This window comes from Pseudomonas sp. AM14(2022) (assembly GCF_036346455.1).
In the GTDB taxonomy this organism is placed as follows: domain Bacteria; phylum Pseudomonadota; class Gammaproteobacteria; order Pseudomonadales; family Pseudomonadaceae; genus Aquipseudomonas; species Aquipseudomonas putida_A.
Genome location: NZ_JAOTNY010000010.1, coordinates 141,268 through 161,050 on the forward strand (window position 1 = coordinate 141,268; position 19,783 = coordinate 161,050).

Annotated in this window: 19 protein-coding genes and 1 pseudogene; 8 read left to right on the forward strand and 12 right to left on the reverse strand. The window is 60.7% G+C overall.

Annotated elements, in window-relative coordinates:
* Genes V3W27_RS19830 through V3W27_RS19850 form a run of 5 tightly spaced genes read left to right on the forward strand, consistent with a single transcriptional unit; the run spans nucleotide 1 to nucleotide 4,620 of the window.
* On the forward strand, nucleotides 1-1,989 hold the full coding sequence (locus V3W27_RS19830) for a heme lyase CcmF/NrfE family subunit (protein ID WP_330207334.1): 1,989 nt from the start codon (nucleotides 1-3) through the stop codon (nucleotides 1,987-1,989).
* Nucleotides 1,986-2,522 carry a DsbE family thiol:disulfide interchange protein gene (locus V3W27_RS19835; RefSeq protein WP_330207335.1) on the forward strand — a complete coding sequence of 179 codons (537 nt, stop codon included), beginning with the start codon at nucleotides 1,986-1,988 and terminating at the stop codon, nucleotides 2,520-2,522. The genes V3W27_RS19830 and V3W27_RS19835 overlap by 4 nt, the downstream gene beginning before the upstream one ends.
* Complete coding sequence (locus V3W27_RS19840; protein ID WP_027613931.1) at nucleotides 2,519-2,989, forward strand: cytochrome c-type biogenesis protein; 471 nt, start codon at nucleotides 2,519-2,521, stop codon at nucleotides 2,987-2,989. The genes V3W27_RS19835 and V3W27_RS19840 overlap by 4 nt, the downstream gene beginning before the upstream one ends.
* Nucleotides 2,986-4,188 carry a c-type cytochrome biogenesis protein CcmI gene (gene ccmI, locus V3W27_RS19845; protein WP_330207336.1) on the forward strand — a complete coding sequence of 401 codons (1,203 nt, stop codon included), beginning with the start codon at nucleotides 2,986-2,988 and terminating at the stop codon, nucleotides 4,186-4,188. The genes V3W27_RS19840 and ccmI overlap by 4 nt, the downstream gene beginning before the upstream one ends.
* A 27-nt stretch (nucleotides 4,189-4,215) precedes the next feature.
* Nucleotides 4,216-4,620, forward strand: coding sequence for a hypothetical protein (locus tag V3W27_RS19850; protein ID WP_134785764.1), 405 nt, complete (start codon nucleotides 4,216-4,218; stop codon nucleotides 4,618-4,620).
* Between the two features lie 58 nt (nucleotides 4,621-4,678).
* On the opposite strand, the pseudogene V3W27_RS19855 reads toward V3W27_RS19850, so the two are convergent.
* The 3 genes and pseudogenes from V3W27_RS19855 to V3W27_RS19865 all read right to left on the reverse strand — a co-directional run bounded on the left by V3W27_RS19855 (nucleotide 4,679) and on the right by V3W27_RS19865 (nucleotide 6,689).
* A pseudogene (locus tag V3W27_RS19855) lies at nucleotides 4,679-5,254 on the reverse strand (PIN domain-containing protein).
* Nucleotides 5,251-5,718 carry a helix-turn-helix domain-containing protein gene (locus V3W27_RS19860; protein WP_330207337.1) on the reverse strand — a complete coding sequence of 156 codons (468 nt, stop codon included), beginning with the start codon at nucleotides 5,716-5,718 and terminating at the stop codon, nucleotides 5,251-5,253. Before V3W27_RS19860 ends, V3W27_RS19855 begins: the two are co-directional and overlap by 4 nt.
* A gap of 83 nt (nucleotides 5,719-5,801) precedes the next feature.
* On the reverse strand, nucleotides 5,802-6,689 hold the full coding sequence (locus V3W27_RS19865) for a LysR family transcriptional regulator (protein ID WP_330207338.1): 888 nt from the start codon (nucleotides 6,687-6,689) through the stop codon (nucleotides 5,802-5,804).
* A 267-nt stretch (nucleotides 6,690-6,956) separates the two neighbouring features.
* Between V3W27_RS19865 and V3W27_RS19870 the strand changes: the two genes are divergently transcribed.
* Complete coding sequence (locus tag V3W27_RS19870; RefSeq protein WP_027613935.1) at nucleotides 6,957-7,169, forward strand: type II toxin-antitoxin system HicA family toxin; 213 nt, start codon at nucleotides 6,957-6,959, stop codon at nucleotides 7,167-7,169.
* The gene (locus tag V3W27_RS19875) at nucleotides 7,169-7,573 is read left to right on the forward strand and encodes a type II toxin-antitoxin system HicB family antitoxin (RefSeq protein WP_007961664.1); all 405 of its coding nucleotides are present in this window, start codon (nucleotides 7,169-7,171) and stop codon (nucleotides 7,571-7,573) included. Before V3W27_RS19870 ends, V3W27_RS19875 begins: the two co-directional genes overlap by 1 nt.
* Before the next feature lie 58 nt (nucleotides 7,574-7,631).
* On the opposite strand, the gene V3W27_RS19880 is transcribed toward V3W27_RS19875, so the two are convergent.
* Complete coding sequence (locus V3W27_RS19880; protein ID WP_330207339.1) at nucleotides 7,632-8,819, reverse strand: MFS transporter; 1,188 nt, start codon at nucleotides 8,817-8,819, stop codon at nucleotides 7,632-7,634.
* Nucleotides 8,820-9,062: 243 nt separating this feature from the next.
* Between V3W27_RS19880 and V3W27_RS19885 the strand changes: the two genes are divergently transcribed.
* Nucleotides 9,063-9,683, forward strand: coding sequence for a hypothetical protein (locus V3W27_RS19885; protein WP_330207340.1), 621 nt, complete (start codon nucleotides 9,063-9,065; stop codon nucleotides 9,681-9,683).
* A 185-nt stretch (nucleotides 9,684-9,868) separates the two neighbouring features.
* Here the strand turns inward: V3W27_RS19885 and V3W27_RS19890 are convergent, their stop codons facing one another.
* The 8 genes from V3W27_RS19890 to gcl all read right to left on the reverse strand — a co-directional run bounded on the left by V3W27_RS19890 (nucleotide 9,869) and on the right by gcl (nucleotide 19,560).
* Nucleotides 9,869-10,867, reverse strand: a complete 999-nt coding sequence (locus V3W27_RS19890) for a sulfate ABC transporter substrate-binding protein (protein ID WP_027613937.1) — start codon at nucleotides 10,865-10,867, stop codon at nucleotides 9,869-9,871.
* Nucleotides 10,868-10,972: 105 nt separating this feature from the next.
* Nucleotides 10,973-11,797 (reverse strand): ion transporter, encoded by an 825-nt coding sequence (locus V3W27_RS19895; protein WP_047292605.1) that lies wholly within the window; start codon nucleotides 11,795-11,797, stop codon nucleotides 10,973-10,975.
* A gap of 21 nt (nucleotides 11,798-11,818) precedes the next feature.
* Complete coding sequence (locus V3W27_RS19900) at nucleotides 11,819-12,733, reverse strand: urea transporter (RefSeq protein WP_330207341.1); 915 nt, start codon at nucleotides 12,731-12,733, stop codon at nucleotides 11,819-11,821.
* Between the two features lie 200 nt (nucleotides 12,734-12,933).
* Nucleotides 12,934-14,349 carry a pyruvate kinase gene (gene pyk, locus V3W27_RS19905; RefSeq protein ID WP_330207342.1) on the reverse strand — a complete coding sequence of 472 codons (1,416 nt, stop codon included), beginning with the start codon at nucleotides 14,347-14,349 and terminating at the stop codon, nucleotides 12,934-12,936.
* Nucleotides 14,346-15,620: a glycerate kinase type-2 family protein gene (locus V3W27_RS19910; RefSeq protein ID WP_330207343.1), complete on the reverse strand. Its 1,275-nt coding sequence runs from the start codon at nucleotides 15,618-15,620 to the stop codon at nucleotides 14,346-14,348. Before V3W27_RS19910 ends, pyk begins: the two co-directional genes overlap by 4 nt.
* A 148-nt stretch (nucleotides 15,621-15,768) precedes the next feature.
* Entirely contained in the window at nucleotides 15,769-16,662 is an 894-nt protein-coding gene (locus V3W27_RS19915; protein WP_003222962.1) for a 2-hydroxy-3-oxopropionate reductase, read from the reverse strand.
* Nucleotides 16,663-16,824: 162 nt separating this feature from the next.
* Nucleotides 16,825-17,607 carry a hydroxypyruvate isomerase gene (hyi, locus tag V3W27_RS19920; RefSeq protein ID WP_247267689.1) on the reverse strand — a complete coding sequence of 261 codons (783 nt, stop codon included), beginning with the start codon at nucleotides 17,605-17,607 and terminating at the stop codon, nucleotides 16,825-16,827.
* 177 nt (nucleotides 17,608-17,784) lie between these two features.
* On the reverse strand, nucleotides 17,785-19,560 hold the full coding sequence (gcl, locus tag V3W27_RS19925; RefSeq protein ID WP_096796234.1) for a glyoxylate carboligase: 1,776 nt from the start codon (nucleotides 19,558-19,560) through the stop codon (nucleotides 17,785-17,787).
* Nucleotides 19,561-19,783 lie beyond the last annotated feature (223 nt).

Genomic DNA, 19,783 nt, shown 5'->3' on the forward strand with positions numbered 1-19,783 from the left:
ATGACTTCTGCACTGTTTATTCCCGAGCTCGGCCATCTGGCGATGATTCTGGCGCTGTGTTTTGCGCTGGTGCAGGCCGTGGTGCCGCTGTTCGGTGCGTGGCGCGGCGATCGTATGTGGATGGGCCTGGCCCAGCCGGCAGCGTGGGGTCAGTTTGCGTTCCTGCTGTTTGCCTTCGGTTGCCTGACCTACGCGTTCATGACCGACGATTTCTCGGTCGTTTATGTGGCGATGAACTCCAACAGCGCCTTGCCGTGGTACTACAAGTTCAGCGCGGTGTGGGGCGCCCACGAAGGTTCGCTGCTGCTGTGGGCGTTGATCCTCGGTGGCTGGACCTTCGCCGTGTCGGTGTTCTCCCGGCAGTTGCCGCAAGTCATGCTCGCTCGCGTACTGGCGGTGATGGGCATGATCAGCACCGGTTTCCTGTTGTTTCTGATCCTCACCTCCAACCCGTTCTCGCGGATCCTGCCGCAGATTCCGGCCGACGGGCGTGACCTCAATCCGCTGCTGCAAGATATTGGCCTGATTGTGCATCCGCCGATGCTCTACATGGGGTATGTCGGTTTTTCTGTGGCGTTCGCTTTCGCCATCGCCGCACTGCTCGGTGGTCGTCTTGATGCTGCTTGGGCACGCTGGTCGCGCCCTTGGACGATTGTCGCCTGGGCCTTCCTCGGCATCGGCATCACCCTCGGTTCGTGGTGGGCTTACTACGAACTCGGCTGGGGCGGCTGGTGGTTCTGGGACCCGGTGGAAAACGCCTCGTTCATGCCATGGCTGGTCGGCACCGCGCTGATTCACTCGCTGGCAGTCACGGAAAAACGTGGCGTGTTCAAGAGCTGGACGGTGTTGCTGGCGATTGCCGCATTTTCGTTGAGCCTGCTCGGTACATTCCTCGTGCGTTCCGGCGTGCTGACCTCGGTGCATGCGTTTGCCTCGGACCCTGAACGCGGCGTGTTCATTCTGATCTTCCTGCTGTTCGTGGTCGGTGGTTCGCTGACGCTGTTTGCGTTGCGCGCGCCAGTGGTCAAGAGCCAGGTCGGCTTCAACCTGTGGTCGCGGGAAACCCTGTTGCTGGGCAACAACCTGGTGCTGGTGGTGGCCGCGTCGATGATTCTGCTCGGCACGCTGTATCCGCTGATTCTTGATGCGATCAGCGGCGCCAAGCTGTCGGTAGGCCCGCCGTATTTCAACGCGCTGTTCATCCCGTTGATGGCGTTGCTGATGCTGGTGATGGCAGTCGGCGTGATCGTCCGCTGGAAGGACACCCCGCTGAAGTGGCTGGCGAACATGCTGACCCCGGTGTTGCTCGGCAGTGTCGCATTGGCCGTGGTGGCTGGTGTCGCTTACGGCGATTTCAACTGGGCGGTGATCGCGACGTTCCTGCTCGCCGCGTGGGTGTTGCTCGCCGGTGTGCGCGACATCTTCGACAAGACTCGCCACAAGGGCCTGATCAAAGGCCTGCCAACCCTGACCCGCAGCTACTGGGGCATGCAGATCGCTCACCTGGGCATCGCCGTGTGCGCCCTCGGTGTGGTGCTGTCGAGTCAGAACAGTGCCGAGCGCGACCTGCGTCTGGCGCCGGGCGAGTCGATGGATCTGGCCGGTTATCACTTTATCTTCGAAGGTGCCAAGCACTTCGAAGGGCCGAACTTCACCTCCGACAAGGGCACCGTTCGGGTGATCCGCGACGGCAAGGAAGTCAGCGTGCTGCACCCGGAAAAACGCCTGTACACCGTGCAGAGTTCGATGATGACCGAGGCCGGGATCGACGCCGGTTTCACCCGCGATCTCTACGTCGCATTGGGCGAGCCGCTGGAAAACGGCGCGTGGGCGGTGCGGGTTCACGTCAAACCGTTCGTGCGCTGGATCTGGTTCGGCGGTTTGCTGACCGGTCTGGGCGGATTGCTGGCGGCGCTGGATCGGCGTTATCGAGTCAAGGTCAAAGCCCGGGTGCGTGAAGCCCTCGGCCTGCAAGGAGCGGCTGCATGAGACGTTGGTTGATGCTGGTACCCCTGGCGATTTTCCTGCTGGTGGCGGTGTTTCTGTATCGCGGTCTGTACCTCGATCCGGCGGAGCTACCGTCGGCGATGATCAACAAGCCTTTCCCGGAGTTCACTCTGCCGAATGTGCAGGGCGACAAGACCCTGACCAAGGCTGACATTCTCGGCAAACCGGCGCTGGTCAACGTCTGGGGCACCTGGTGCATTTCCTGCCGGGTCGAGCACCCGGTGCTGAACAAGCTGGCCGAACGCGGTGTGGTGATCTACGGCATCAACTACAAGGACACCAATGTCGATGCCTTGAAGTGGCTGGCCGAATTCCACAACCCGTACTCGCTGGATATCCGTGACGACGAAGGTTCGCTGGGCCTCAACCTCGGCGTGTACGGCGCGCCGGAAACCTTCTTCATCGACGCCAAGGGCATCATCCGCGACAAGTACGTGGGTGTGATCGACGAGCAGGTCTGGCGCGAAAAACTCGCAGCCAAGTATCAGGCGCTGGTCGATGAGGCCAAGCCATGAAGCGTTTTCTGGCTACCGTTTTGTTGGGCCTGAGTCTGGCCGGTGTGGCGCATGCCGCGATCGACACCTACGAGTTCGCCAAGGAAGGTGATCGCGAGCGCTTTCGTGAACTGACCAAGGAACTGCGCTGCCCCAAGTGCCAGAACCAGGACATCGCCGACTCCAACGCACCGATTGCCGCCGACCTGCGCAAAGAGATTTTCCGCATGCTCGGCGAGGGCAAGGACAATCAGCAGATCATCGATTTCATGGTCGATCGCTACGGTGATTTCGTCCGCTACAAACCGGCGCTTAATGCCAAGACTGCACTGCTGTGGTTCGGCCCGGCCGGCCTGTTGTTCGGCGGTCTGGTGGTGATCGCAGTGATCGTTCGCCGGCGTCGCGCACAGCGCACCGAGACCCCGCCATCGCTGTCCACCGAAGAGCGTCAGCGCCTCGACCAACTGTTGGATAAAAACCAAGAATGATTGATTTCTGGCTTGCCGCAGGGCTGTTGCTTCTGGTCGCCCTGAGTTTTCTGCTGATCCCGGTTTTGCGTGGCCGTCGCGCCCAGCGTGAAGAGGATCGAACTGCCCTGAACGTGGCGCTGTATCAGGAGCGCGTGGCCGAGCTGCAAGCGCAGCAGGCTGAAGGTGTACTCGATGCCGCGCAAATGGACAGCGGTCGCGCGGAAGCTGCGCGTGAGCTGCTCGCCGATACCGAAGGCGTTGCCGCACCGCGTGTATCGAGACTGGGCAAGCCGTTGCCGTTGTTGGCAGCGGTGCTGGTGCCGGTGTTGGGCCTGGGGCTGTACCTGCATTTCGGTGCTGCCGATAAAGTCGAACTGACCCGCGAATTCGCCCAGGCGCCGCAGTCGATGGAAGAGATGACCCGACGTCTGGAGCGTGCCGTCGCCGCGCAACCGGATTCGGCGGAAGGCCTGTACTTCCTCGGGCGCACCTACATGGCCCAGGATCGTCCGGCAGATGCGGCCAAGATGTTCGAACGCGCCGCCAACCTGGCCGGTCGCCAGCCGGAGCTGCTCGGCCAGTGGGCGCAGGCGCAGTATTTCGCCGACGGTAAAAAGTGGTCGGACAAGATCCAGGCCCTGACCGATGAAGCGCTGAAAGCCGATCCGAAAGAAGTCACCAGCCTCGGCCTGCTCGGCATCGCCGCGTTCGAGGGTGAGCGTTATCAGCAGGCAATCGACTATTGGAACCGGTTGCTGGCGCAGTTGCCAGAGGGCGACAACTCCCGCGCCGCCTTGCAGGGCGGGATCGAGCGAGCCACCGAGCGCCTGCAAGCCAGTGGCGGCAAGGACGCGGCCGCGCCAGCAGCCAAGGTTGCCGCGCTGCTCAAGGTGCGCGTCGATCTGGCCAGCGAACTCAAAGGCAAGGTGCAACCGGGCGACAGCGTGTTCATCTTCGCCCGCGCCGTTTCCGGCCCACCGGCACCATTGGCGGCCAAGCGTCTGACCGTGGCCGATCTGCCGGTGACCGTCGAACTGGGCGATGCCGACGCCATGATGCCGCAGTTGAAACTGTCGAACTTTCCTGAAGTCCAACTGGTTGCACGCATCTCTCGCGCCGGTCAGCCAACCGCCGGGGAGTGGGTAGGTCGCAGCGGCCCGCTGGCCAGCAGCACCACCTCGCCGCAAACACTGACCATCGACAGCCCCGACAAATAACCCCGGAACCCACAGGAAAGCACCGCCATGCACAGCCTCGCCCGCATCTCCGTCATCACATTGGCCTTGAGCATGAGCGCATGTGCGGTGCACCGACCGGAACCGACCACCAACCTGCCGCCGATCCCGCCGTCACAACCGAGCCCGACCCCGTCGACCTCGCCGACACCGGGCAAAAGCATCCCGGCCAAACCGTCCAAGCCAGTCCCACGCACCTCAGCCAGCTTCGCCCCACCACCGGGCGGCAACAGCCACTGGGACCAGAAGCTCGGCGTCTACGTCCTCGACGACCAGCCCAACACCTTCTACCGCCAGCGCACCTACTTCCGCTGGAACAACGGCTGGACTCGCTCCGTCAGCCCCAACGGCCCTTGGGAAGACACCGATATCCACGGCGTACCGCCGGGATTGGGCAAACAGTTCGGGCAGTAATGAAAAACGGCGATCTCTGGATCGCCGTTTGTTTGTCTGGTGTTCACAAAATGATTATTCAGAGAATCGCACGATAGGCGCTTAGCGCCCGAACTGACTCAACCAATCCCTGTCGCTGCAAAAGATCCAGAAACGGCTCAACGGCTATTGGCGGCAATTTAAGTTGTTGGCGCTGCCGTTGCGCTGCAGCGATAACAACTGCCTGATCAAGGTGAAACAGGTTTTCGACAAACTCATCAGGGTGTTGGGCCTCGACGCCATAGGGGGCGAGGCAGGTATCGGGAAAATCTTTCAGGTTGAACGTCACGATCACCCCTGCACCACAGCGTATGGCTGCGGCCAGAACATGGCGGTCGTTGGTATCGGGTAAGGAAAGTCCGGTGATCAGGTCCTCAAAATCGTAGACACAGGCATCCGGAATGGCACGGTCCATAAGCTCGGACGTGCGATCCAGTTGCTCTATCGTCAGATCGGTTCGGTTTTTCAATAAATTGCGTTTCCATTCGCGGTGAATCTGCTGAGTCCATCGGGCCCGAAATCGCCCCGATAGCGCGAGCCACATCAGGAAGTCTCTCTATGGGGCGGGGTACAAAACACATGCATCGTATACAGCGGTGAAAGGTGAATGCCTCACTCGTAGCCTGTCCTTAACGCCTGTGCCTGCTCCGCGAGAAGCGCCATTGCCTGCTCGCTGGCGGTGTCGCGCCGGGTTTTATAGTCCATCAAATCGGCGAAACGCACACGTCGGTGCTTGCCGGTTTTGTGGTAGGACAACTCGCCACTTTCCAGCAGTTTTATGAGGTGCGGGCGTGAGACGTTGAGCAGATCGGCGGCTTCTTGCGTGGTCAGTTCGGCGTGCACCGGTACGACTTTGACGGCGTTGCCTTCAGCCAGCGCCGCCAGAATATCCACCAGCAAGCGCAGTGCAGAGGTGGGTAGCTCGACCTGGTGCGCCTGATTCTGCTCGTCGAAAATCTGAATGTGCTGCGTGTCGAATTGGGTCGCGAGGTAGGCGGCGAGCGCGCGTTTGCCTTCAATTGCGGCTTTGACTTCGCGCTCCACCGGGAGGTTGATAGAGGGGTGAAGGACGATCGACATAATGGATTCCAGCATTCTGAATAGAGGATGCTGAAACGTTATTCGAATTAAACGAAAATCGCAATAAACGAAACAGAGCCTGTTCAGGTCGGGTGTTTCAGCAAATTTTCCATGTATTCCACAAACACCCGCGCCTTCGCACTGACCATCCGCCCCGTGGGAAACACCGCCCACAAGTCCTGATCCGGCAATACCCAGTCACTCATCACCGCCCTGACCGCACCACTTGCCAGCTCCGGTGCGAACATCCATTGCGAGGCGATGGTCAGGCCCTGATCGGCCAGCACGGCGGCGCGCAAACCCTCGGCGGCGCTGACCCGCAGGCGGCCGGTGAGGGTTTGCGTCTGTTGTTCGCTGCCCTGAGTGAAGGTCCAGGTGGCGCCGCCGCTGAGGTTGTAGACGATGCCTTGGTGCTTATCCAAATCGGCAGGGCAGCTCGGCTCGCCGTGGCGGGCGAAGTAGGCCGGGGTGCCGAGCACTACGCGGCGACAGTCGGCGATTTTACGCACGGTGAGGCTGGAGTCGCTGAGCGGGCCCATGCGCAGGGCGACGTCGATGCCTTCTTCGACCAGATTGATATTGCGGTCATCGAGCATCAGGTCGATGTTCAATTGCGGATGCTGATCGAGAAACGGCCCCAACTGCGGCACGACGTGCAGGCGTCCGAAAGTCACCGCAGCGCTGATGCGCAGGTTGCCGCGCAATTCACTGGCGCTGCCACGTGCGGCGTTATCGGCTTCGTTGGCTTCATCGATGGCGCGTCTGGCCCGTTCGAAAAACGCCAGTCCGGCTTCGGTCGGGGTCAGGCCGCGAGTCGAGCGCAGCAACAGGCTCACAGCCAGGCGTTTTTCCAGCTGAGCGATGGTTTTCGACACGGCGGGCTGGCCGATATTCAAGCGTCGGGCGGCAGCGGAAAACGAGCCGGTTTCGACCACGTACACGAAGGTTTCCATGGCGGCGAGGCGGTCCATCAGTCTTCCTGCAAATCTGAAAGTTGTCGTAGTCCCCTTGTGGGAGCGGGCTTGCTCGCGAAAGCGGTCTGACATTCAGCACATGTATTGGCTGATCCAACGCCTTCGCGAGCAAGCCCGCTCCCACACGGAATAGGGTGTTGAGTGTAATCCGCGTCCATTCAATCACATGCGGTAAAACAACCAAACGTCGTCCTGCAGATTTATGTGCTTGAGTAAAGATAACTCTAGGGTTATTTTTATTCGGCCGAAGCAAGGAGGCGGTAGGTGCAAAGCAGGCTATTGATCAAGGAGCTGGAGGAGGCAGGCTGGACGCTGGATCGAGTCACCGGCAGTCATCACATCTTCACGCATCGTTACAACCCGTACACCATTCCCGTTCCTCACCCTAAAAAGGATTTGCCGCTGGGGACGGTCAAAAGCATCAGGAGGCGTGCCGGGTTGTACCACCCGCCAGCCAGCTACAAGGGAGATCCATAATGCAATATCCGATCTGCATCGAATGGGGTGACGACAACACCGCCATCGGTATTCAGATACCTGACATTCCCGGCGCTGTCACGGCCGGGGATACTTTCGAGGACGCCTATAACGCAGCCGTTGAAGTCGCCCATCTCATGTTGCAGGAGATGGCGGCGGACGGGGAATCGATTCCGATGCCGACGTCGGCAGCGGCCCATCGCAATAATCCGGAGTTTGCCGACATGGGCTGGGGGATGCTCGAGCTGGATATCTCGCCGTACATGGGCAAGACCGAGAAGGTCAACGTGACGTTGCCAGGCTATGTGATCCAGCGCATCGATCGTTATGTGCGTGAACACAATGTCAAAAGCCGCTCTTCGTTTCTGGCAGATGCGGCGATGGAGAAGCTGGTTCGGTATTAAGCGTCATCGCTCTCACAGGCCCAGTGAGCAACCTGTGGGAGCGAGCTTGCTCGACATCTTACGCCGTTGCCAAAGCACCACGCTGCGACGCACTCAGGAACCGCAACAACGCCAGCAGCGGGAACGCGCTACCGACAATCACGATCCACAACCAGCCGCCATGCTCATACACCGCACTGGCGACCGACGAGCCGAAAGCACCGCCGATGAAGATGCTGGTCATGTACAGCGCGTTGAGGCGACCACGGCTTTTGGCGTCCAGCGAATAGACCGCGCGCTGGCCGAGAACCATGTTCATCTGCACGCAGAAGTCCAGTACCACGCCGGTCACCGCGAGGCCGATGACGCTGTAGGCCGGGTGAATGAAGGCCGGCAGGAAGCTCAGGCTGGCGAACAGCATGGCCAGCAGCGAAGCGACGCGGGTGTGGCCGGCGTCCGCCAGGCGTCCGCTGATCGGCGCGGCGATGGCACCGATGGCGCCGACCAGCGCGAAGATCGCGATCTCGCTTTGCGACAGACCATGGTTGCGCGCCAGTTCCAGTGGCACCGCTGTCCAGAACAGGCTGAAGGTGGCGAACATGCAGCCCTGATAAAACGCCCGCTGACGCAGCACCGGTTGCTGGCGCAGCAGCGTCCACAACGAGCCGAGCAACTGGCCGTAGGACGCGCTGTGATCCGGTTGACGCTTGGGCACGGTCAACGCCAGCACCACGCTGATCGCTGCCATCAACGCCGCGGCGATCATGAACATCGCGCGCCAACCGAAATGGTCAGCCACCACGCTCGACACCGGCCGCGCCAGCAGAATGCCCAGCAGCAGACCGCCCATGATCCCGCCGACCACCCGGCCACGGGATTCTTCCGGTGCCAGATGCGCGGCGAGCGGAATCAGGATCTGCACCGACACCGAACTGAAACCCACCAGCAACGAGATCAGCAAAAACACATTCGGCTGGCTGGTGAACGCTGCACCGAGCAGGCTGGCAATCGCCACCACGGTGGTGATGATCATCAGCCGGCGGTTTTCCAGCAGGTCGCCCAGCGGCACCAGGAAGAACAGGCCCAGCGCATAGCCGATCTGCGTCAGCGAAACGATGAAGCTGGCCATGGTGTCGGAGAGACCGATGTCCGGCGCGATCAGCCCGATGATCGGCTGCGCGTAGTAAATGTTGGCGACGATCGCGCCGCAGCAGAAGGCGAACAGCAGCACCATGCCTCGGGTCATTGCGTGAGTTGTGGCGTTCATAAGGTTTCTCGATCCAGCGAAAGGGAATGCGGTGAGGCTAAGGGACGTACCGAAGCGGCGGTAGAAGCCTTGTATCGATATCAGTTATTCCGTTGCGGAATGATTGGCTTCCAACAGGGTGTCGTCCATCGGCGAACCTTGCGTCCGGCCGGGGAGGGTCGATGATACATTCACTTACATCTTCTTCGATAGCGTGCTTATGTTTACCGCTGCGCTTTTACTGTTCATCAACGGAGGATTGCCATGTTGCGCCAGCTGCTGCGTCACACCACCACGATTGCCTTGATTGGCCTGCTCAGTGCCACTGCGGCGCAGGCCGCCGATGCCCCGGGCATGCGTCTCGGCGTGCGCGGCGAGATCACCGGAGTCGGCGCCGACTCGCTGAAAGTCCACGTCAACAGCGGCGAGAACGTGGTGATCCGGTTGACTGCGGACACCAAGGTGCGTGCCGTCACGCTGGCGAATATCGAAGACATCAAACCCGGCAGCTACATTGGCTCGGCCGCCATGCCGCAGGAAGATGGCACCCTCAAGGCAATGGAAGTGCACGTATTCCCGCCGGAACTGGCCGGCAGCGGTGACGGTCATCGGCCGTTTGATCTGGCCAAGGGCAGCAGCATGACCAATGGCAGCGTCGGTGATCTGGTGGTCAGCAATGGCCGGGTGCTGACCGTCAACTACAAGGGCGGGCAGCAGAAGATTCTGGTACCGGAGGACGTGCCGATCGTCAACCTGACGCCGGGGGATCGCAGCTTGCTCAAGGTCGGGGTGAAGATTGTCAGCTTCGTGACCCAGGACGCAGACGGCACGTTGACCGCGCAATCGATTTCCGCCGGCAAGGATGGCGTGACCCCGCCGATGTAACTGGCTGACAAACAATCCCCTGTGGGAGCGGGCTTGCTCGCGAAGGCGGTGTGTCAGTCAAATACATGTATCTGACACACCACCTTCGCGAGCAAGCCCGCTCCCACAGGGGGAAGTGTGGTGATTTCCAATGCCCACAAAAAAGGCGACCTGTAGAGGTCGCCTTTTTCGTTACGGCCTAAGCCTTACTGGCCGGTATAAATCTGATCAAAGATTCCGCCATCATTGAAGTGGGTCTTCTGCACCGAACGCCAGTCGCCGAAGGTTTTCTCCACCGACAGGAAGTCGACTTTCGGGAAACGGTCGGTGTACTTCGCCAGTACCGCCGGGTCCCGTGGACGCAGGTAGTTGGCGGCGGCGATTTCCTGACCTTCCGGCGACCACAGATATTTCAGGTATTCATCGGCGGCGGCGCGGGTGCCTTTTTTGTCGACCACTTTGTCGACCACCGACACCGGTGGTTCGGCCTCGGCGGAGACGCTTGGGTAGATCACCTCGAACTGATCGCGACCGAACTCGCGAGCGATCATCTCGGCTTCGTTCTCGAAGGTGACCAGCACGTCGCCGATCTGGTTGGTCATGAACGTGGTGGTCGCGGCGCGGCCACCGGTATCGAGCACTGGCGCTTGCTTGAACAGTTTGCCGACGAAGTCCTTGGCCTTGTTCTCGTCACCGCCATTTTTCAGCACGTAGCCCCAGGCCGAGAGGTAGGTGTAGCGGCCGTTGCCCGAAGTTTTCGGGTTCGGCACGATCACTTGCACGCCGTCCTTGAGCAGGTCCGGCCAGTCTTTCAGGGCTTTCGGGTTGCCTTTACGGACGATGAACACGGTGGCCGAGGTGAATGGTGCACTGTTGTTCGGCAGGCGGCTGACCCAGTTTTCCGGCACCAGTTTGCCGTTGTCGGCGAGGGCGTTGATGTCGGTCGCCATGTTCATGGTGATGACGTCAGCCGGCAGGCCGTCGATCACCGAACGCGCCTGCTTGCTCGAACCGCCGAAGGACATTTGCACGGTGATGTTTTCGTTGTGCTCGGCCTGCCAGTGTTTCTGGAACGCAGTGTTGTAATCCTTGTAGAAATCGCGCATCACGTCATAGGAGACGTTGAGCAGGGTCGGTGCGGCTTGAGCCACGCTGCCAAAGGCAAGACCGGCGGCGAGAAGTGAGGCGCCAAAGAGTTTTTTCACTGCGCATTCCTTGTTGTGTCGGTGATAACGGTCGGGGGTGATACCGTTTTGCCAGCGACTATAGCCGGGCTGGCATAGTCGTTTAAAGATTAAAAAGCTCTGTGCTTATTCCAGTTTCTTGAACAGCGCATTACCGCAACGGGAGCAGAACGCCGCGCCATGTTCATGGCTGTTTTTCTTGCACACCGGGCAGTCATGTTGCAGCTGTTCGCCGCGCATGGCGTTGGCCAGTTCCGCCGTGAAAATCCCGGTCGGCACGGCGATGATCGAGTAACCGGTGATCATCACCAGCGACGAAATCACCTGGCCCAGCGGGGTCTTCGGCACGATGTCGCCGAAGCCGACGGTGGTCAGGGTCACGATAGCCCAATAGATGCCTTTGGGGATGCTGGTGAAGCCATGTTCCGGGCCTTCGATCACGTACATCAGGGTGCCGAACACCGTCACCAGGGTGCAGACGCTGACCAGAAACACCACGATCTTCTGCTTGCTGCCGCGCAGCGCCGACATCAGATAGTTGGCTTGCTTGAGGTACGGGCTGAGCTTGAGCACGCGGAAGATCCGCAGCATCCGGATGATGCGGATGATCAGCAGGTACTGCGCATCGCTGTAATACAGCGCCAGAATTCCGGGCACGATCGCCAGCAGATCCACCAGTCCGTAGAAACTGAAGGCGTAGCGCAACGGTTTCGGTGAGCAATACAGGCGCAGGATGTATTCACCGAGAAAAATGACGGTGAAACCCCACTCGATGTAGGCCAGCACATCGGCGTAGTTCTGGTGAATGCTGTCGATGCTGTCGAGCATCACCACCACCAGGCTGGCGAGGATGATCAACAGCAAGGTGCCGTCGAAGCGCCGCCCGGCGAGGGTGTCGCTCTGGAAAATCATCACATAAAGCCGTTCGCGCCAACTGTTGCTGCTGTCCATGGATAACGCCTGAATTGAAGATCAGCGCAGCCTAGGTTGATTGTCCCCCTGTGCGCAAGGCGTGGCGTCGACGGCCGCTTTGCCAAGCATCTGGATCCCGGCGCGGATCAGCCAGCAAGCGAGGATGAACGGCGCGGTCAGCGTCGCCAGACCAAGGGCGACGAACAGCGGGGTGACCAGCAGCGCAAGGACGATGCCCAGCAGCGGCAGCCACGGTTGCTGGCGTTGCGCACTGAAGGTGAGGGCGGCAAGCACCGCGTTGTAACTGCCCAGCCCGAGTAGCGCGGTGCTGCTTTCGTGGTGCAGCAGACTCGACGCAAGGCCGATGGCTGACGCGAACAATGCCCAGCAAAAGGCGCGGCGATCAGCGATCAACAAGCCGATGCCGATCAATGCGCCGGCCAGTGGATGATCAAGGAACATCACCTGACCCAGTCCACGCAACTCAGCGGCGAGCAAATTCAGCGTGTTCATCTCGATGTGCGCTGTCGGCGCGGACGGCTCGGCGAACAGCAGCAGGATCCAGCCGATGGCCACGAACGGCGAGGTATAAGCCGGTATCGATCGACTGCGGTATACGTGTTTGAGCCATTGCTGAGTGAGCATCGCACTGACGCCGCCAGCCGCCAGAATCAGCGGCGGCAGCAGCGGTGACCAGGGGAAATACAGACTCAGCAACAAGCCGAGCAGCACGCCGTTGTAGCTGAACAAACCGGCCTGACGATCAGCCTTGGCATAGTTACGTCGCTGTGCAGTGAGCAATCCGGCGACGGCCCCGAGCAGCGCGCCGGCAAACAGCACCGGCGCAGTGAGCAGGATCGCCAGCAGGCACAACAGGCCGCATAGCGGGTGGCGCTGAAGGAATATCTGACTGAAACCGTTGAGCAAAGCCTCGGCCCAGTCGGGGCAGTGGGTGTTGAAATGATTGGCAGGCATGTTGAGAAAATCTGGGCAGTTGGAAAATCAAAAGGTCTTGCCAATAACTGTGGCGAGGGAGCTTGCTCCCGCTGGGTCGCGAAGCGGCCCTAAAATGGGTCAATGCGGTTCTTCTGTGAAAACCGTCATGCCCTAAAAGCGACGACTGCTGCGCAGCCGAGCGGGAGCAAGCTCCCTCGCCACAGGTTTTGTGTTGCTAGTCAGATCAATGTCTCGATCCGCAGTGAGTTGGTCGATCCCGGCTGCCCGAACGGCACGCCGGCGGTGATCAACAAGGTATCGCCACGCTCGGCCATGCCTTGCGCCTGGGCGATTTCCAGCGCGGTCGAACACACTTCATCGACCTGACGCAGGCGATCGTTGACCACCGAATGAATACCCCACGCCACACTCAAACGTCGTGCCGTTTGCAGGTTCGGCGTCAGGTTGAGGATCGGCGCTTTCGGCCGTTCCCGCGCGGCACGTAATGTCGAGGCGCCCGACTCGCTGTAGTTGACCAGCACCGCCACAGGCAGCACGTTGCTGATGCGGCGGATCGCGCAACTGATCGCATCGGACACCGTCGCTTCGGCTTTCGGTCGGCTGACGTCGAGCTGCGTCTGATAGTCCGGACCGTTCTCCACCTGGCGGATGATCTTGCTCATCATCTGCACCGCTTCCAGCGGGTATTCGCCGGACGCGGTTTCGGCCGAAAGCATCACTGCATCCGCGCCTTCAGCCACAGCGTTGGCCACGTCAGTGACTTCAGCACGGGTCGGTGCCGGGGAGAAGCGCATCGATTCGAGCATCTGCGTCGCCACCACCACCGGTTTACCCAGTTCGCGGCAGGTGCTGATGATGTTCTTCTGGATTTGCGGCACGCTTTCCGCCGGCACTTCCACACCGAGATCGCCGCGAGCGACCATGATCGCGTCGCTCAGCTCGGCGATTTCGCGCAGTTGTTCAACTGCTGACGGCTTCTCGATTTTCGCCATCAGGAAGGCCTTGTCGCCGATCAGTTCGCGGGCTTCGAGAATGTCCTGCGGACGCTGCACGAACGACAGCGCCACCCAGTCCACGCCCAGCTCCAGACCGAAGCTCAGGTCGCGGCGATCCTTGGCGGTCAGCGGGCTCAAATCGAGCACCGCCTGCGGCACGTTCACGCCTTTGCGGTCCGACAGTTCGCCGCCGGCGAGCACGGTGGTGTCGATCGCGTCGGTGTATTTGCTGACCACGCGCAGGCGCAGTTTGCCGTCATCCAGCAGCAGATCCATGCCGGCTTCCAGCGCGGCGATGATCTCCGGATGCGGCAGATTCACCCGACGTTCATCGCCGGGTATGGCGTCCAGATCGAGGCGGAACGCCTGACCGCGATGCAGTTGCACCTTGCCGTCGGCGAACTTGCCGACGCGCAGTTTCGGTCCCTGCAAATCCATCAGAATGCCCAGCGGATAGTTGAGCTGGCGCTCGACTTCGCGGATCCACTGATAGCGCTTGGCGTGGTCGGCGTGATCGCCGTGGCTGAAGTTCAGGCGGAAGATGTTGACCCCGGCCTCGACCAGTTCACGGATATCTTCGATGCCATCGACGGCAGGCCCGAGGGTGGCGAGGATTTTGACCTTTTTATCAGGCGTCATGATTTGCAGTTCTCAAGGATCAGGATGGCGCGGAAGTCGTTGACGTTGGTGCGGGTCGGCTCGGTGACGATCAGCGCGTCGAGCGCCTCGAAGTAACCGTAACCGTTGTTGTTATCCAGCTCGTCGCTGGCGCTCAAACCGAGGGCGGCGGCGCGGGCGTAGCTGTCCGGGGTCATGATTGCGCCGGCGTTGTCTTCCGAACCGTCGATGCCGTCGGTGTCGCCGGCCAGCGCATAAACGCCGGGCTGGCCCTTGAGGCTGTCGGTGAGGCTCAAGAGGAATTCGGCGTTGCGTCCGCCACGGCCATTGCCGCGCACGGTCACCGTGGTTTCACCGCCGGAGAGAATCACGCACGGCGCAGCGAGTGGCTGCCCATGATTGATGATCTGCCGAGCAATGCCGGCGTGGACTTTCGCCACTTCGCGGGACTCACCTTCGAGGTCGCCGAGGATCAGTGTGCTGAAACCGGCCTGGCGGCATTTCACCGCCGCAGCATCCAGCGATTGCTGCGGGCGGGCGATCAACTGGAAATGGCTGCGAGCGAGGCTCGGATCACCGGGTTTGACCGTTTCCGATTCCGGGCTTTGCAGCCAGGTGCGCACCGAGGCCGGGACTTCAATGTTGTAGCGCTTGAGGATCGCCAGCGCTTCGGCCGAAGTGCTCGGGTCGGCCACGGTCGGGCCGGAGGCGATGACCGTGGCGAGGTCGCCCGGTACATCGGAAATTGCGTAGGTGTAGACGGTGGCAGGCCAGCAAGCCTTGCCGAGGCGGCCGCCCTTGATCGCCGAGAGGTGCTTGCGCACGCAGTTCATCTCGCCGATGGTCGCGCCGGATTTAAGCAGGGCTTTGTTGATCGACTGCTTGTCGGCCAGGGTGATGCCTTCGGCTGGCAGCGCGAGCAGGGCAGAACCGCCGCCGGAGAGCAGGAAGATCACGCGGTCGTCTTCAGTCAGATTGCTGACCAGTTCCAGCACGCGTTTGGCCACGGCCAGACCGGCAGCGTCCGGTACCGGATGCGCGGCTTCGACCACTTCGATTTTTTCGCACGGAGCGCCGTGACCGTAACGGGTCACCACCAGACCGGATACTTCACCCTGCCAGCAGCGCTCGACCGCCTGGGCCATGGCGGCTGCGGCCTTGCCGGCGCCGATGACGATCACCCGACCGGTGCGATCGGCGGGCAGATGGGCTTCGAGGACCTGGTTCGGATGGGCCGCGTCGATGGCTGTGGCAAACAGCTCGCGCAGCAGTTGTTGCGGATCGACCGACATGGCGGGCTCCCGGAATTCTTGTTATTCGAAAGGGCAACTCGGATCTTGTAGGAGTGAGCCTGCTCGCGATTCAGGCAGCGCGGTAAATCTGACTCACCGCGGCGATTTCATCGCGAGCAGGCTCACTCCTACAGGTTTAATGAAGGCTTTATTTTTTGTCGCGAATCGAGAAGTTGGCCATGTGTTCCAGACCCTTGATCAGCGCCGAGTGGTCCCAGTTGCTGCCACCGATCGCCGCGCAGGTGCTGAACACTTGCTGGGCGTTGGCGGTGTTCGGCAGGTTGATGTTCAGTTCCTTGGCGCCTTGCAGGGCCAGGTTCAGGTCTTTCTGGTGCAGGCTGATACGGAAGCCCGGATCGAAGGTGCCTTTGATCATGCGCTCGCCGTGCACTTCGAGGATCTTCGACGAAGCGAAACCGCCCATCAGCGCTTCACGCACCTTGGCCGGATCAGCACCGTTTTTCGAAGCGAACAGCAGGGCTTCAGCCACGGCCTGAATGTTCAGCGCGACGATGATCTGGTTCGCCACTTTGGCGGTCTGACCGTCGCCATTGCCACCGACCAGGGTGATGTTCTTGCCCATGGCCTGGAACAGCGGCAGTGCGCGTTCGAAGGCATCGGCGTCGCCACCGACCATGATGCTCAGGGTCGCAGCCTTGGCGCCGACTTCACCACCGGATACCGGGGCGTCGAGGTATTGCGCGCCTTTTTCGTTGATCTTCTTGGCGAAAGCCTTGGTGGCGGTCGGCGAGATCGAGCTCATGTCGATCACGACTTTGCCTTTGCCGATGCCGGCAGCAACGCCGTCGGCGCGGAACAGCACGTCGTCGACCTGCGGGGTGTCCGGCACCATGACGATGATGAATTCAGCTTCCTGCGCCACTTCGCGCGGGTTGGCCAGGGCGACCGCGCCAGCGGCAACCAGATCGGCTGGAGCGGCGTCGTGGTGCGCCGACAGGAACAGGCTGTGACCGGCTTTCTGCAGGTTCGAAGCCATTGGGTGGCCCATGATGCCGGTGCCGATAAATCCGATTTTAGCCATGAGAAAATCCTCTTGTTTTTGTCTTGCTCAAGCGAAATAGGGGGTGTTGCTTTGGGTGGGAGCGGGCTTGCTCGCGAATGCGGTGGAACATTCAATATCCGTGTTGACTGAACCACCGCATTCGCGAGCAAGCCCGCTCCCACAGGTTTTTTTGCAGTGTTCTTAAATGGCGTTGTGGGTTTTCAGCCAGCCGAGGCCTGCTTCAGTGGTGGTCAGCGGCTTGTATTCACAGCCCACCCAACCCTGATAACCAATGCGATCCAGGTGTTCGAACAGGAAGCGGTAGTTGATCTCACCGGTGCCCGGCTCGTTGCGCCCCGGGTTGTCCGCGAGCTGCACATGGTTGATCTCGGCCAGGTGCGATTGCAGGGTGCGGGCCAGATCGCCTTCCATGATTTGCATGTGATAGATGTCGTATTGCAGGAACAGATTGGCACTGCCGACCTGCTCGCGAATCGACAGGGCTTGCGCCGTGTTGTTCAGGTAGAAGCCCGGGATGTCGCGGGTGTTGATCGCTTCCATCACCAGTTTGATGCCCGCCGCCTGCAGCTTGTCGGCCGCGTACTTGAGGTTGGCGACGAGGGTCTTCTCGACGGTTGCGTCATCAATGCCTTGCGGACGGATACCGGCCAGGCAGTTGACCTGAGTGTTGCCCAGTACTTGTGCGTAAGCGATCGCCAGATCGACCCCGGCGCGGAACTCTTCAACCCGATCCGGCAGACACGCGATACCGCGCTCGCCCTTGGCCCAGTCACCGGCCGGCAGGTTGAACAGCACTTGGGTCAGACCGTTGGCATCGAGCCTGGCCTTGATTTCCGCAGAGCTGAAGTCGTACGGGAACAGGTATTCCACACCACTGAAACCGGCCTTGGCGGCGGCGTCGAAACGGGCAAGGAAATCCTGTTCGGTGAACAGCATGGACAGGTTGGCAGCGAAACGCGGCATGGTGGTCTCCCGTAAATCTTGTGAGGTTCTCCTTTGTGGGAGCGGGCTTGTGTGGCGAGGGAGCTTGCTCCCGCTGGGGCGCGAAGCGTCCCCAAAAGCTTTACGACTGCTTCGCAGCCGAGCGGGAGCAAGCTCCCTCGCCACATGGCCCGCTCCCACAGGGAGAGCAGTCAGCAGTTAGTCGAGCAACGAAATCGCCGTTGGCGCGTCGTTGCCGACCAGTGCCAGGTCTTCGAATTCGTTGACGGCGTTGATCTCGGTCCCCATGGAGATATTGGTCACACGCTCCAGGATGATCTCGACAATCACCGGTACCTTGAACTCTTCGATCATCTGTTCGGCCTTGCGCAGGGCAGGGGCGATTTCCGATGGTTCGAACACCCGCAGGGCTTTACAGCCGAGGCCTTCGGCGACTGCGATGTGGTCGACACCGTAACCGTTGAGTTCCGGCGCGTTCAGGTTATCGAAGGACAGCTGCACGCAGTAGTCCATTTCGAACCCGCGCTGGGCCTGACGGATCAGCCCCAGGTACGAGTTGTTCACCACAACGTGGATGTAAGGCAGTTTGAACTGAGCGCCGACCGCCAGCTCCTCGATCATGAACTGGAAGTCATAGTCCCCCGACAGGGCCACGACTTTCCGGCTCGGATCGGCCTTGACCACGCCCAGCGCTGCCGGAATGGTCCAGCCCAACGGGCCGGCCTGACCGCAGTTGATCCAGTGACGCGGCTTGTAGACGTGCAGGAACTGCGCGCCGGCAATCTGCGACAGACCAATGGTGCTGACGTAGCAGGTGTCTTTGCCGAACACCTGGTTCATCTCTTCGTATACGCGCTGCGGCTTGACCGGCACGTTGTCGAAGTGAGTCTTGCGGTGCAGGCTGGCCTTGCGCTGCTGGCAATCCTGCAGCCAGGCGCTACGGTTTTTCAGCTTGCCGGCGGCTTGCCATTCACGGGCGACTTCGATGAACACGGTCAGCGCCGCAGCAGCGTCGGAAACGATGCCCAGGTCCGGGGTGAACACACGGCCGATCTGCGTGCCTTCGATGTCAACGTGAATGAACTTGCGGCCTTCGGTGTAGACGTCGACCGAACCGGTGTGACGGTTGGCCCAACGGTTACCGATACCCAGTACCACGTCGGATTTCAGCAGGGTGGCGTTGCCGTAACGGTGCGACGTCTGCAGACCGACCATGCCGACCATCAGCGGGTGATCATCGGGAATGGTGCCCCAGCCCATCAGGGTCGGGATCACCGGAATACCGGTCAGCTCGGCGAACTCCACCAGCAGATCGCTGGCGTCGGCGTTGATGATGCCGCCACCGGCCACCAGCAATGGACGCTCGGCCTGATCAAGCAGGGCCAGCGCCTTCTCGACCTGAACGCGGGTCGCGGTTGGCTTGGCCAGCGGCAATGGCTGGTAGGCGTCGATGTCGAATTCGATTTCAGCCATCTGCACGTCGAACGGCAGGTCGATCAGCACCGGGCCTGGGCGGCCGGAGCGCATTTCGTAGAAGGCTTTCTGGAATGCGTAAGGCACCTGGCCCGGCTCCAGAACCGTGGTCGCCCACTTGGTGACGGGCTTGACGATGCTGGTAATGTCGACTGCCTGGAAGTCTTCCTTGTGCATACGGGCGCGGGGTGCCTGGCCGGTGATGCAGAGGATCGGAATCGAGTCGGCCGAGGCGCTGTAGAGCCCGGTGACCATGTCGGTACCGGCAGGGCCGGACGTACCGATGCACACGCCGATGTTGCCGGCCTTGGTGCGGGTGTAACCCTCGGCCATGTGTGACGCGCCTTCGACGTGGCGAGCGAGGACGTGATCGATGCCACCGACTTTCTGCAGGGCGGAGTACAGCGGGTTGATCGCAGCACCCGGAATGCCAAAAGCGGTATCAACCCCTTCACGGCGCATCACCAGAACGGCGGCTTCGATTGCTCTCATTTTGCTCATGGTTTTGTGCCTCTTTACGTTTTGTAATTGTATACAAGTGGCTTTGCGCAGAGTGTATTCACGGCGGACGGCGCAGGTCAATCCATTTTCTCAAGCGTCTGTTTCATTTGTCGGAAGCCGGTTTTGCTGTGGCTTTTCGTCGCATGTGGCGCCTTTCGAGAATTATTGTATACAAAAAAATAATTCATTGTGTTCTATTTGTGGCATCGGTCTGCGGCACTTG

Bases quoted from the DNA above. Each gene is read 5' to 3' on its own strand.
- V3W27_RS19840 (WP_027613931.1), top strand. From the start codon at position 2,519: ATGAAGCGTTTTCTGGCTACCGTTTTGTTGGGCCTGAGTCTGGCCGGT.
- V3W27_RS19880 (WP_330207339.1), bottom strand. From the start codon at position 8,819: ATGAACGCCACAACTCACGCAATGACCCGAGGCATGGTGCTGCTGTTC.
- V3W27_RS19865 (WP_330207338.1), bottom strand. From the start codon at position 6,689: ATGGACCGCCTCGCCGCCATGGAAACCTTCGTGTACGTGGTCGAAACC.
- gcl (WP_096796234.1), bottom strand. From the start codon at position 19,560: ATGAGCAAAATGAGAGCAATCGAAGCCGCCGTTCTGGTGATGCGCCGT.
- V3W27_RS19885 (WP_330207340.1), top strand. From the start codon at position 9,063: ATGTTGCGCCAGCTGCTGCGTCACACCACCACGATTGCCTTGATTGGC.
- V3W27_RS19915 (WP_003222962.1), bottom strand. From the start codon at position 16,662: ATGGCTAAAATCGGATTTATCGGCACCGGCATCATGGGCCACCCAATG.
- V3W27_RS19860 (WP_330207337.1), bottom strand. From the start codon at position 5,718: ATGTCGATCGTCCTTCACCCCTCTATCAACCTCCCGGTGGAGCGCGAA.
- V3W27_RS19900 (WP_330207341.1), bottom strand. From the start codon at position 12,733: ATGCCTGCCAATCATTTCAACACCCACTGCCCCGACTGGGCCGAGGCT.
- pyk (WP_330207342.1), bottom strand. From the start codon at position 14,349: ATGACGCCTGATAAAAAGGTCAAAATCCTCGCCACCCTCGGGCCTGCC.
- hyi (WP_247267689.1), bottom strand. From the start codon at position 17,607: ATGCCGCGTTTCGCTGCCAACCTGTCCATGCTGTTCACCGAACAGGAT.
- V3W27_RS19830 (WP_330207334.1), top strand. From the start codon at position 1: ATGACTTCTGCACTGTTTATTCCCGAGCTCGGCCATCTGGCGATGATT.
- V3W27_RS19895 (WP_047292605.1), bottom strand. From the start codon at position 11,797: ATGGACAGCAGCAACAGTTGGCGCGAACGGCTTTATGTGATGATTTTC.
- V3W27_RS19835 (WP_330207335.1), top strand. From the start codon at position 1,986: ATGAGACGTTGGTTGATGCTGGTACCCCTGGCGATTTTCCTGCTGGTG.
- V3W27_RS19910 (WP_330207343.1), bottom strand. From the start codon at position 15,620: ATGTCGGTCGATCCGCAACAACTGCTGCGCGAGCTGTTTGCCACAGCC.
- ccmI (WP_330207336.1), top strand. From the start codon at position 2,986: ATGATTGATTTCTGGCTTGCCGCAGGGCTGTTGCTTCTGGTCGCCCTG.
- V3W27_RS19850 (WP_134785764.1), top strand. From the start codon at position 4,216: ATGCACAGCCTCGCCCGCATCTCCGTCATCACATTGGCCTTGAGCATG.
- V3W27_RS19875 (WP_007961664.1), top strand. From the start codon at position 7,169: ATGCAATATCCGATCTGCATCGAATGGGGTGACGACAACACCGCCATC.